The sequence below is a fragment of the Ignatzschineria sp. LJL83 genome, from assembly GCF_054871845.1.
Map to the genome: position 1 here is coordinate 316,068 of NZ_JBTXLY010000001.1, position 13,194 is coordinate 329,261.

General features: G+C 39.6%; 10 protein-coding genes. 9 read left to right on the plus strand and 1 reads right to left on the minus strand.

Annotation, left to right across the window (positions count from 1 at the left end):
• Nucleotides 1-77: 77 nt before the first annotated feature.
• Genes ACYSN2_RS01330 through ACYSN2_RS01345 form a run of 4 tightly spaced genes read left to right on the plus strand, consistent with a single transcriptional unit; the run spans nt 78 to nt 5,325 of the window.
• The gene (locus ACYSN2_RS01330; protein ID WP_461748446.1) at nt 78-1,148 is read left to right on the plus strand and encodes an HlyD family secretion protein; all 1,071 of its coding nucleotides are present in this window, start codon (nt 78-80) and stop codon (nt 1,146-1,148) included.
• Nucleotides 1,149-1,176: 28 nt separating this feature from the next.
• The gene (gene rbbA, locus ACYSN2_RS01335) at nt 1,177-3,888 is read left to right on the plus strand and encodes a ribosome-associated ATPase/putative transporter RbbA (protein ID WP_461748447.1); all 2,712 of its coding nucleotides are present in this window, start codon (nt 1,177-1,179) and stop codon (nt 3,886-3,888) included.
• A complete protein-coding gene (locus ACYSN2_RS01340) occupies nt 3,889-5,013 on the plus strand; it encodes an ABC transporter permease (protein ID WP_461748448.1) in 1,125 nt (374 codons plus the stop codon).
• Between the two features lie 33 nt (nt 5,014-5,046).
• Nucleotides 5,047-5,325 (plus strand): hypothetical protein, encoded by a 279-nt coding sequence (locus ACYSN2_RS01345; protein ID WP_461748449.1) that lies wholly within the window; start codon nt 5,047-5,049, stop codon nt 5,323-5,325.
• 34 nt (nt 5,326-5,359) lie between these two features.
• On the opposite strand, the gene waaC is transcribed toward ACYSN2_RS01345, so the two are convergent.
• Nucleotides 5,360-6,343 (minus strand): lipopolysaccharide heptosyltransferase I, encoded by a 984-nt coding sequence (gene waaC, locus ACYSN2_RS01350; protein ID WP_461748450.1) that lies wholly within the window; start codon nt 6,341-6,343, stop codon nt 5,360-5,362.
• Nucleotides 6,344-6,733: 390 nt separating this feature from the next.
• Between waaC and argC the strand changes: the two genes are divergently transcribed.
• The 5 genes from argC (at nt 6,734) to phoA (ending at nt 13,174) form a co-directional block, all read left to right on the plus strand.
• Nucleotides 6,734-7,774 (plus strand): N-acetyl-gamma-glutamyl-phosphate reductase, encoded by a 1,041-nt coding sequence (argC, locus tag ACYSN2_RS01355; RefSeq protein ID WP_461748451.1) that lies wholly within the window; start codon nt 6,734-6,736, stop codon nt 7,772-7,774.
• A 211-nt stretch (nt 7,775-7,985) separates the two neighbouring features.
• A complete protein-coding gene (gene argJ / locus ACYSN2_RS01360) occupies nt 7,986-9,206 on the plus strand; it encodes a bifunctional glutamate N-acetyltransferase/amino-acid acetyltransferase ArgJ (protein WP_461748452.1) in 1,221 nt (406 codons plus the stop codon).
• Nucleotides 9,207-9,219: 13 nt separating this feature from the next.
• Entirely contained in the window at nt 9,220-10,098 is an 879-nt protein-coding gene (gene argB / locus ACYSN2_RS01365; RefSeq protein ID WP_461748453.1) for an acetylglutamate kinase, read from the plus strand.
• A 167-nt stretch (nt 10,099-10,265) separates the two neighbouring features.
• Nucleotides 10,266-11,429, plus strand: a complete 1,164-nt coding sequence (locus ACYSN2_RS01370) for an aspartate aminotransferase family protein (RefSeq protein ID WP_461748454.1) — start codon at nt 10,266-10,268, stop codon at nt 11,427-11,429.
• A 314-nt stretch (nt 11,430-11,743) separates the two neighbouring features.
• Entirely contained in the window at nt 11,744-13,174 is a 1,431-nt protein-coding gene (gene phoA, locus ACYSN2_RS01375; protein ID WP_461748455.1) for an alkaline phosphatase, read from the plus strand.
• The last annotated feature ends 20 nt before the right edge of the window (nt 13,175-13,194 follow it).

Below are 13,194 nucleotides of genomic sequence, written 5' to 3' on the forward strand. Positions count from 1 at the left end.
ACGATCTCGATTTTTATTTCTTTACAATTTTACATCTATGATGTTGCCTAAAATAAGATATGGCAAAGGTGAGAAAGATGCTGTTTTTGTTGAGAAGATATCGGGTTATCATATTGTTGATTATCGGATTACTAAGTGTTGTATTTGGCTATCAACAGATATTTCAAGATAGTTTATATAAGTTAAGTTTGTATCAAGGTAACGGTATTGTTCAAATTACGAATAGTCAAATTGCTACCAAATATCCCGGCAGAGTGGAAGAGATATTAGTAAAAGAGGGCGACTTTGTAAAAAAAGGAGATATTCTTGCGGTTATGCAAGTTTCTGACTTGAAAGCCCAATTATTAGAAGCGGAAGCTTTTTTCGAACAAGCAGAAAGTAGTGTGAAAATTGCAAAAGCACAATTGATTGCTCGTGAAAGTGAAAAAAATGTGGCGGAAGCTATTGTAAAACAGCAACAGAGCGAGCTTATTGCCGCAAAATCTCGATTAGAACGAGTACAAAAATTAGTACGCCGTGGAGCGATTTCCAAGCAAGATTTAGATGACCAAACGGCCATTGCCGATAGCTTAGAATCTGCCGTTGTTTCTGCAGAAGCGAGAGTCTTTGCAGCACAAGCTGCCATTGATATTGCACGTACTGAAATTATTGGTAGCGAATCGAAAGTGAAAGCCGCAAAAGCGAGCATTACCCGAATTGAATTAGAAATTGCGGATGCGAATTTAAAAGCGCCGGTCGATGGCCGTATTCAATATCGCGTGGCAAACATTGGCGAAGTGGTGCCTGCCGGCGGAACGGTGCTCAGCATGATCGATATTGATGATATCTACATGACTTTTTTTATTCCGGAAAGATATCACACGCTTGTTTCCATCGGAGATGAAGTGCGGATTATCTTAGACGCTATGCCGGATCGCGTGATTTCAGGATCGTTATTTTTTGTCTCTCCTTCGGCGCAATTTACGCCAAAATATGTGGAAACGAAAAATGAACGGGAAAAGATGATGTTCAGAGTCAAAGTGCGCTTTGATGAACAGTTTGTGAGCGAGTTTAAAAATATTTTAAAGGTCGGCATTCGCGGCATGATCTGGATTAATAGCGATCAAACGGAGCCTTGGCCTTCTAAATTAGACATTCAAACGATTTAACGAAAATTTAAGCATGAGGTGAAATATCATGGAAATTATTCGTGTTGAAAATGTGAATTTAGGAACCGATTCTGAAAATAGGTTGCGAGATATTGATCTTACCTTTCGTAAAGGGGAAAAGACCGTTCTGATCGGTCCTGATGGTGTTGGTAAAACAACGTTATTATCCTTAATATCGGGCGCAAAAAAAATCACAACAGGCGATATCTTTCTTTTTGGGAAAAGTATTCAAAAAGAGAAAGATCGCCGGCATATCTGTTATGAACTCTCATTTATGCCACAAGGTTTAGGGCGAAATCTCTATCCGACATTAACGGTCGAGGAAAATCTGCATTTCTTTGGAAAAATCTATAATTACTCGAAAGCAGAACGGCAAAAAAAGATTCATAATCTCACCAAATATACAGAGCTTTTTCCTTTTCTAAAAAGGCCGGTATCTAAATTATCGGGCGGGATGAAGCAAAAACTTGGCTTATGTATTGCGCTTCTTAATAGCCCAAAAATCCTCATTTTAGATGAACCCACCACCGGCGTTGATCCCCTTGCACGTGCGCAGTTTTGGTCTTTGCTTGATCTTGTTCATCAGCATATGCCGGAAATGTCGATTATTGTGGCGACCGATTATCTCGATGAAACACAATATTTTGATCGGGTGATTGCCATGTACGGCGGAGAAGTGCTTCACGATAGCTCTCCGCTGGCGTTTTTGGAAACCACCGATTCTAAAAATTTGGAAGAAGCGTTTATTAAAGTCTTGCCACAAAGTTTGCGAGATGGGCATAAGGTAGTTGAAAAGCCGGCGCTTATTTGGGAGAAAGAGCCTAAAGTTGCCATTATTGCGGAAAATATCTCTAAAACTTTCCAAGATTTTACGGCGGTAAAACCGACCAGTTTTAAGATTTATCAAGGCGAGATTTTTGGTTTCTTAGGTTCCAATGGTTGCGGTAAAACCACCACCATGAAGATGCTCACAGGATTGATTCCGCCTTCAAGCGGAACGGCATCACTTTTCGGGCAAGATATTGCCGAATATTCTGAAAGCTCCAAATCAAATATTGGTTATATGTCGCAAAATTTTTCGCTCTATACAGAGCTGAGCGTTGTACAAAATCTCTCGCTTCATGCGCATCTTTTTCATCTGAATCCTTCAGAAATAGAAGCGAGAATCGAAGAATCTTTAAAGCGATTTTATCTTACAGATGTTCGAAATAGTATTGCCGGCAATTTAACGTTAGGGATTCGGCAACGGCTCTCTTTGGCAATTGCCATGATTCATCAACCAAAATTATTAATCTTAGATGAACCGACTTCCGGCGTTGATCCCATTACGCGAGATTATTTCTGGAATTTACTGATTCATCTTTCTCGCAATGATGGCGTGACGATTTTTATTTCCACCCATTTTATGAATGAAGCGATGCGCTGTGATCGCATTTCAATGATGCATGCCGGCAAAGTGCTTGCGAGCGATACGCCGGAAAATCTTATTCAATCGAAACAGAAAGAGAGTTTAGAAGATGCTTTTATCCAATATATTTTAGATGATAATGAAGTAGCGGAAATTCTACCGCAAGTGGAATATGACCTGGAAGTGGAAGCACATCGCACTAAAAAGAATTTTAGTATGAGCCGATTATTGAGCTATTCATGGCGAGAATTTTTAGAGATTAAACATGATTATCAAAGGGCAATTATTAGCTGTATTGGCTCGATTATTCTGATGATCGCATTGAGTTTAGGTTTAAATATTGACTTGAGAGATGTGAAATATGCGGTATTAGATCATGATCAGTCTGCGTTAAGTCATGAATATCGGGAATATTTGTCGGCATTTTCCTATTTCAAAGAACAGCCTGAAATTTATGAACGGGAAGATATTACCGCAAATTTCCGGAAGAATCAGCTACAGTTCGTGATTGAAATACCCGAAGGATTTGCCAGAAATCAGCACAAAAATAGTGACACGGAGATTGTTGCATGGATTGATGGATCGATGCCACAGCAAGGGGAAGTGATTGATAACTATCTTCAAGGCGTACATGCCGGCTGGTTAAGTCAGAAAAATCAGGCTTTAGGCGCGGAAAGTGCGGGAAGTCTTGTCGATATTATTCCAAGATTTCGATATAACCATTCCGTCGATAGTAGCGTTGCTTTTGTGCCAACAATTTTGGTGATTTTACTGCTGATTTTTCCGGCAATATTGACGGCATTATCGGTCGTTCGAGAAAAAGAGCAAGGCACCATTATTAACTTCTATCTGACGCCGATGACACGTTTAGAATTCATCATTGGCAAACAGCTTCCTTATTTAGGATTAACCTGTATTAACTATTTAACGATGTTGTCACTCGCGATTTGGGGATTAGATGTGCCATTAAAGGGCAGTTTTTTATTGCTTTCAAGTGCGGCATTGATCTATGCAATGATCGCGACTTCCATTGGATTTTTCTATTCTGTCTTTACGAAAAGCCAAATTAGCGCCATATTTTTGGCATTGATGGGAACCTTAATTCCGGCAATGCAGTTTTCAGGAATGGTGACGCCGATCTCGTCATTAGAAGGGATTTCTCAGTGGATTTCATCCGTTTATCCTGCAACGCACATGATCACAATTAGTCAGGGGATTTTTAATAAATCCTTAGGATTTGAATCGCTTGCGATTAACTTTCTATTTTTAGCTCTGAATTTGATCGTGATTCTGCTCTGTACGATGTTCTTTTTGCAAAAACAGGAGAAATAGATGAAACATTTCGGTTCACATATTTTTCAATTAGGAATGAAAGAGCTTTTGATTACGCTTCGAGATCCGATGATGATTTTCCTGATCATTTTCGCCTTTACTGCAAATATCTATTCCGCTTATACAACGGCGCATGACGGGCTGAAAAATGCCACAATTGCCATTGTCGATGATGATCAATCTTCGCTGTCAAAGCAGATTATTTTAGCGTTTCAGCCACCTTATTTTGTGGAACCTGTCATTGTTGAACGGAAAGATGTGAATACCATTTTAGATCTAGGCGAATATAGCTTTAATCTCATTATTCCAGAGGGTTTTCAGAAGGATATTTTGGCGCAAAACGTGCCTAGAATTCAGATGAATATTGATGCAACGATTATCAACCAAGCCTTTTCCGGCAGTATGATTATTCAGAAAGTTATCGCTCATGAATTGGAAGATTTCTTTCAAGGAAAAGTGACGAATACCGGCGAAAGTATCACCTATAATCCACAATTTTTATATAACAATAATGTGAACTTGTTGTGGTTTAAAGCCATTATTGAAGTGATTAATATGATTACCATTGTCTGCGTGATTTTAGTGGGCGCATCGTTAATTCGAGAATATGAGCGAGGCACAATTGAGCATCTTCTTGTGATGCCGGTAACACCGATGGAAATCATTATTGCGAAACTTTGGTCAATGGGAATCTTAGTTTTAGTAGCAGTGCTGTTTTCGTACTTTGTCATGATTCGATTTTTCCTACAAATCCCGGTAACAGGTTCACTTTTGCTCTTTACGGCATTTACGGCGCTCTATCTCTTTGTTGCCGGCTCTTTAGGCGTATTCTTAGCGACATTTGCCAAAACAATGCCACAATTTGCCATGGTTTTAATCGTGGTGATTATTCCGATTCAGTTTCTTTCCGGCGGCGTGACACCGCTTGCAAATATGCCACCGATTATTCAGAAAATTATGCAATTCACGCCGACAACGCATTATATCGAAGGCTCATTCGCCATCTTATTTAAAGATGCTTCATTGCCGGAATTAGGAAAAAATATCGTGGCGCTGTTTGCCACAGGAATCGTACTGTTCGGACTTTCCTTATGGCAGTTTAGAAAGGCATTGTTGAAGGTCTAAAAATCTCAAAAGGATTTCTCAAAAGAGCTACTTTTGCTGGCGCGGGATATTGAAAAGTATGCAAGCATTCGAACCAGCTACAAGTCAGCTTATAAAAGAACGTCTGAATTTATAGAAGAATCAAAAATCAAAAATCAAAAATCAAAAACCAAAAACCTTCAGAAGCTTTCATTCTTATTAATATCTCGTATTAGCGATATTCCTTTTGAAGTTTTAAACAAAAAATGGTCATTAAAACTCAGGATCATCAGTGCGGGCGCAAAATTTTTAGAAGCGTGCAAATATTCTCTCCCGCCGCAAATCAGCTTATGAAAGAAGATTCAGCTTTATAGAAAAAGTTTAAAAATCACAGAATATCAAAACTCTCAATTGCCGTAATCACTTCGGCAACTTCTGGATTTTCGCCTTTGCCACCTAAATTGACGGCATGTTGATTATTTTGTGTAGGAATCACGCCGGCATAATTGGCAGGACTTCCTAAAAATAGCCCGATAATAGGGCGGTCTTGTGTATTCGCAAGATGAGCAAAACCGGTATCCACGGCAATAATTAAACTCGCTTTTGAGAGAATAAAACCGGCTTCCTGAAGGGAAACTTTCGGCATCACAATGGCGTTTAGAATTTGGCTTGCCATGCGTTCTGCGCGTGCTTTTTCACGCTCATTTCCCCAAAAGAGAATGGAGATTAAGCCTTTTTCTAAAAGATAGTTTCCAATTTCAACCCATTTTTCTTCCGGCCACTCTTTGTTCTCGGCGCTCGTGCCGTGAATGAGTGCGGCAAAAGGTTGAGTTGGCGTTAAGGGCGATGTTTCTTCCCAATGTTGAATGCCAAAATCCGCTAAAACTTCCGGCGTATAGTTGAAGATTTTGCCAAACAGCTGGCGATTTCGTTCAATTGCCGTGATATTTTTATCCACCGAATATCCATGCTGATAAAATTTAGCTGCAAATGGATCACGAATAGATTCTTTGGAATAGCTAAAGGTGGGAATCTGTTTTTTCTGTGCGGCGATTTTGGTAATAATGGCGCTTTTCAATAAGCCTTGGCAATCGACAATGAGATCCCATTTTTGTGATTTGAGCGTTTTTTTAAAGGCGCTGAATTCTCGCCATGTTTGCGCATTGAAAATATTTTTCTTCCAGCGGCGACTGCCGAAGATAATTACCTCTTTCGTCAGCGGATGCATTTTCGCAATATCGGCAAAAGATTCCTCTACAACCCATGTAATTTCATACTCATTGGGATGATTTTTTTCTAAATCCGTCAGAGCTGGAAATGTATGAATGAGATCTCCCATAGAAGAAGTTTTAACAAGTAATAATTTTTTCATGAGGTATCTCTATCTAAATGCCGGAAAACAGGAAGTGTAGGAGGATTTTGTTGAATTCAAAGTTGGCGAAATTATACCTAAATTTGTGAATTTTATCGACTTCCATTCTTGAAAATATCGATGCAAAAAAAGGTGTAAAAAGATTAGGTAGAAATTATCTGTAAGAAATCTTTTAAAAGTGTGAAACTCCTGATACATTAATTTGTACGGGATTATCGTAGTAATACGAAGCTTCTCGAAAATATTAAGAATAAATAGAATATATGAATATTCGCTAGGATTTTTTCCCACCCACATTTAATTTAAAGCAGTTTAAAGATTGCTACGAATAGTTGTGGAAGTAACATTCATATAACAATAAATTTAAAAATGCGCAGCGTAGGAGAGTCAATGATTAGGGTCGGAATTATCGGGGTAACGGGTTATGCCGGACAGCAGCTATTATGGTTATTAGAGCAGCATCCCGAGGTTGAAATCAGGCTTCTCTCTTCTAAATCATACGCAGATATGGATATTGCAGATGTGTATCCAAACTATCAAGATCGTTTAAGCCAAGTATTGTTGAAAGATCAAGATTTCATGAAACGTATTGATGAAATTGATCTACTCTTTATGGCGCTTCCGCATGGTTTATCACAAGATTTAACAAGAGAAGCTTACGCGAAAGGTGTAAAAGTCATTGATCTTGGCGCAGATTTCCGTTTTGAAGATACGGATACTTATGAAGAGTGGTACAAAGTGCCTCATAAAGCGAAAGATTTAAGTGAATTGGCAGTGTATGGTTTGCCGGAACTTCATAAAGAGCTCATTGCAAAAAGCCCAATTGTTGCATCTCCAGGTTGTTTCCCAACATCGGCTATTTTGGGCGCAGCGCCTTTAATCGCTTCCAAAAAAGTAGAAACCGATATTATAGTCGATTCTAAAACAGGGACAACGGGCGCAGGTCGTGATGCCAAAACCTCATCGCTCTATTGTGAAGTGAATGAAAACTTTAAGCCTTACGGCATTTTCAATCATCGTCATACGCCGGAGATGGAAAAAGAGTTAGAAAAACTTACGGATGAAACTGTTGATGTGCTCTTTACACCCCATTTGTTGCCGGTGAATCGCGGGATTTTATCCACGATTTACTTGAATTTAAAAAAGGGTGAAACCTTAACAGAAGCACAAGCTTATGAAATGTATGAAGCATTTTATAAAGATGCGCCTTTCATTAGAATTCGTAAAACATTGCCGGAATTGAGCCATGTTCGTGGCACAAACTTCTGTGATATTGCTGTAAGAGTCGATGAGAAGCGTGGCAAAGTGATTGTCATTGCCGCAATTGATAACTTAATTAAAGGCGCTGCCGGACAAGCGGTTCAGAGCATGAATATTGTCTTTGGCTTTCCGGAAGAAACCGGCCTTTCGGCATTGTCGATGTATATATAAGAGAACAACGAAAAGGTATCAATCATTGATATCTTTTTTAGTATCAGGTACTCAGAAAACGGAATTCAACGAATGTAACGGGTTTTGTAAGTACCTTTGAGTGAACAAACAGATTAAGTCAGTAAATTATATTAATAAAAAAATCAGTAAAAAAAGTGAAACCGAGTAAGCGGTTTTGATTAAAAAAAGAGTCTTCAATTAGGAGAAGAGAATGATTACAATTTTGAAAGACGGAACGGTTACATCGACGCCGGGATTTCAAGCTGCGGGAATTACTGCAGGGATTAAGGAGAGTGGAAAGAAGGATCTTTCTTTCGTATTTAGTGAAACGCCGGCAATTGCAGCTGTAGCGTTAACACAAAATAAATTTCGCGCAGCGCCAGTAGATTTATGCGCAGGATTTATCGAGCAAGATAACCATCGCGGTATCATCATTAATAGCGGTAACGCAAACGCTTGTACCGGCGAACAAGGTGCGGCAAACGCCCTTGAAATGTGTGAAACCATTGCGAAACAAATGGATGTTGCGACAGAATCAATTTTTGTGGCATCAACGGGCGTGATCGGTCAGCAATTGCCGATGGATATTGTGCGTAAAGGCTTGGAAGAGATTCCGGCAAGCTTAAGCCGTGAAGGTGGCAATGAAGCTGCCGAAGCGATTATGACAACGGATTTAGCGCCGAAACAAATTGCGGTATATTTTGAAATTGGTGGCGAGATTGTCACAATTTCAGGAATGGCAAAAGGTTCCGGCATGATTCATCCTAATATGGCGACCATGATTGCCGTATTAACAACGGATGCGAATATCACAAAAGAGATGTTACAAAAAGCATTCTCAGCAAGCGTTAATACGTCTTACAACATGATTTCTGTGGACGGCGATACGAGTACGAATGACTCGGCATTTATTTTAGCGAATGGTAAAGCGAATAATCCGCTTATCGATAGCAATAGCGATGATTACATCATGTTCAAAAGAGCATTAGATGTGGTGAATAAAGAGCTTGCGAAAATGATTGCGCGTGACGGTGAAGGCGCAACAAAACTCTTAGAAGTACGTGTTGAACATGCAAGATCCCTTTCAGATGCGCAGAGCGTTGCAAAATCTGTGATTACTTCAAGCTTAGTGAAAACAGCGATCTTCGGCGAAGATGCAAACTGGGGCAGAATTATCTGTGCAGTAGGAAATGCTGGCGCTGAATATGAGCCTGAAAAAGTGCAAGTATTTATCGAAAATGGCGATGTGAAAGTTCAAATCGTTGCAGATGGTTCTGGCGCTGAATTTGATGCGGAAGTTTTAGATAAGCTCCTTAAAGAAGATACCGTCACGATTTTTGTCGATCTTCAAAATGGTGGAAGTACAGCAACGGCTTGGGGCTGTGATCTCTCTTACGATTATGTGAAAATCAACGCAGATTATCGTACCTAATAGAGGAAATATCATGATTACGAATCACGACAAAGCCCATATTTTAGTGGAAGCACTGCCATTTATTCGTAAATATGCGAATAAAACGGTGGTGATTAAATATGGCGGCGCGGCAATGGTAGATGAGAAGGTTCGTGATGAATTTATGAAAGATGTTGCCCTCATGAAATATGTGGGCATTCATCCAATCATTATTCATGGCGGCGGTCCTGAAATTAATATCATGCTCAAGCGTGTGAATAAAGAGACGGAATTTATTGAAGGAAATCGTGTCAGTGATGCTGAAACAGTCGGCATTGCAGAAATGGTGCTTTCTGCCAAAATCAATAAAAGCATTGTTGCAGATCTTACGAAACTCGGCGCAAAAGCGGTAGGTTTAAGTGGGAAAGATGGCGGCATGATTACGGCGAAGAAGAAATTTATCGAGAAAGATGGTCAAAAAATCGATATCGGTTTTGTGGGAGAAATCACACAGGTGAATCGTGAATTGATCGATATCTTAGTCGATAAAGATTATATTCCGGTAATCTCTTCGATCGGCGTTGGCGAAGAAGGCGAAACCTTCAACATTAACGCAGACTACGTTGCCGGCGAAGTAGCGGCAGCAGTGGGTGCACATCGTTTAATTTTCTTAACAGATGTCAACGGCGTGTACCGCGATTTTGAAGATAAGAGTTCATTAATCTCCGATATGACCATAGAAACGGCGCGTGAATATATTGATTCCGGCATTATCAGCGGCGGCATGATTCCAAAAGTGAATACGTGCTTAGAAGCGATAGAAGGCGGCGTGGATCACGTGATTATTTTAAATGGTCAAATCAGGCATTCGATTCTTCTGGAATTATTCACAGAAGAAGGATGCGGGACGATGATTTACCGAGAGTCTTAGAAGTCATTAAGAAACAGCATAAAATTGGCTGAAAAAGGGAGAACGTAGCGGTTTTCAGAAGATATAATCGCTATGTTTTTACCTTTTAATGTATAGAGTATTTAGTAGTTTATTTAGAAATATAGATGTTTTAGAAAATTATTTGAAATCACCAAAAGGATAGAAGCATGTTGCTGAATGTATATAGTCGTTTTCCAATCAATTTCGTCAAAGGCGAAGGCTTAACGTTGATCGATGATAAGGGCGATCGATATCTCGATTTCGTTTCAGGAATTGCGGTGAATGCTTTAGGTCATGCGCATCCGAAAATGGTTGAAACCATCCAAAAACAAGCAGAAACGCTTCTGCATGTTTCCAATCTTTATTACAACGAAGCGCAAAATAAAGCTGCGGAAAAGTTACTAGAAGTGACGAATTATGATCGAGTATTTTTCTGTAATAGTGGTGCTGAAGCGAATGAATTAGCGCTTAAAATTGCGCGTAAGTTTGGGAAAGGGATTTCTCCAACTAAAAACGTGATTCTCTACATGAAAAACTCCTTTCACGGTAGAACAACAGGAACATTAGCGGTAACTGGGCAAGAGAAATATCAAGCGGATTATCGCCCGTTAATTCCAAATACGGTAGAGATCGAATTTAATAATATTGCCGAACTTCAAGAGAAGTTTAATGATGATATTTGTGCCGTTATTCTTGAGCCAATTCAAGGAGAAGGCGGATTAACATCGGCAACGCCGGAGTTTATTGCGGAGATTCAAAAGCTCTCTGAAAAGCATAATTCATTGGTGATTTTTGATGAAATTCAGTGCGGATTATCTCGTACGGGATCTGTGCTTTATTCTGATCAATTGCCGTTAAAAGCAGATGTTGTCACGCTCGCAAAAGCATTAGGTGGCGGCGTTCCTATCGGCGCATGTATTACAAAAGGTCGCGCCAATGAGATTTTAGTGCCGGGAGATCACGGTTCCACTTATGGTGGAAACCCATTTGTCTGTAGCGTGGCTTACACTGTATTAAGTGAAATTACAAAGCCTGAGTTTTTAGAAAACGTCAATGCCATGAGCGATTACGCAAGAACAAAACTCACAGAACTTCAAGCAAAGCATCCTGAAATTGAAGAGATTCGTGGTAAAGGCTTACTTTTAGGCTTCAAACTCAAAGATGATATCGTTGCCGGCGATTTTGTGAAAAAAGCGTTAGAAAATAAATTACTATTAGTGGCTGCCGGCGGCAACGTTGTGCGTTATTTCCCGGCATTAATCGTGTCAGAAACAGAAATTGATGCAACGATGCCAATTTTGGATAAAGTGTTTACGGAATTGAAAAAGTAAATCATAGATCAAACGGATTAGATCAAATAATTTCATCAATCCTGAGCGTTTTTAACAATCATTTTAAAAGTCATTTGGAAAGTTTTCGAAAGCTTTTAAAGATTGAAGGAATGAATTTAACGAAGCGGTTTAGATGCTTGAAATTGAAAAGAATATAGAAAGGATATGACATTGTTCATATCCTTTTTTTATGGTGTTTTTTACTGTATTTAAACCTATTTTCCATCTCTTTTTTATGGCTGTTACCGTATCGTTATAATTGGAATTTAGACTAGCTTCACTTTCTAAAAATACCTCTAGAGGCTAATAATTATATGTTGAATCTTTTTAAAAAAAATCCATTACATAAACTTTGTATCGCACTTTTGATTGCTGGTTCTGCATCTACGGCAATGGCAGGAGAGAGCATTTTTGATCGCAGTTCAAATGGGAATTTTATTGAGAAACAGGGCGCAACAAGATTATCAAATACACAAATTTCTGATTTAAAAGAAGAGATGAAAAAGCATGATGTTCAGAATGTAATTTTATTTATCGGCGATGGAATGGGTGATTCTGAAATCACAATCGCACGTAACTATGCAGAAGGCGCAGGTGGCTATTTCGCAGGACTTGATGCACTCCCATTTACGGGTCAATACACAACTTATGCGCTTGATAGAGAAACAAAGCTTCCAGATTATGTTGCGGACTCAGCAGCTTCTGCAACAGCGTGGGCATCGGGCGTGAAGACGTTTAATGAAGCGTTAGGCGTTGATGTCAATGGTAAACCTTCTGCAACGATTATTGAAATTGCAAGAGCAGCAGGGCTTGCAACAGGAAATGTATCAACCGCTGAAATTCAAGATGCAACGCCGGCATCACAATTTGCGCATGTAGAAAAACGTAAGTGCTATACGCCAAGCGTTACGCAAGAGGTTTGCCCTGAAGCGATGCTTGAAAATGGCGGATTAGGATCTATTACCGAGCAATTAATTGAAACACGTGCGGATGTCACATTGGGCGGTGGTTCAAAATATTTTGCAGAAACGGCAACTGCTGGGGATTGGAAAGATCAATCATTATTAGATCAAGCAAAAGATCGTGGTTATGTCATCGTGTCCTCTTTAGATGAGATGAATGCCGTTAAAGCTGCGAACCAAGATCAACCATTATTAGGATTATTCTCAGAAGGGAATATGCCGGTACGTTGGAAAGGCCCTAAAGCTGTGAATGGCGGTGCCTTAGAAGCGGCGATTAACTGTGAAATCAATGATGAAAGAACAGCAGATATTCCAACGCTTGCAGATATGACAAAGAAAGCGATCGAGCTCTTAAGTGAGAACGATAAAGGCTTCTTCTTACAAGTAGAAGGTGCATCCATTGATAAACAAGATCATGCGGCAAATGGCTGTGGTCAAATTGGGGAAACAGTTGATTTAGACGAAGCGGTACAAGTGGGATTAGAGTTCGCGAAAGAGAATGGTAATACATTGATTATCGTCACTGCAGACCACGCACACTCAAGCCAAATCATTCCAACAGGCGCAAATACACCGGGATTAACACAAACGTTAATTACGAAAGATGGCGCGCCGATGACAATCAGCTACAGCAATAGTATTCGAGATATCCAAAATCATACAGGATCGCAAATTCGTATCGCTGCATATGGCCCTCAAGCTGCGAATGTAACGGGTTTATTAGATCAAACAGATGTGTTCTTTATTATTAATAATGCATTAGGATTAACGGAAGAAAAATAAGTATGATGATTGAAATAAGA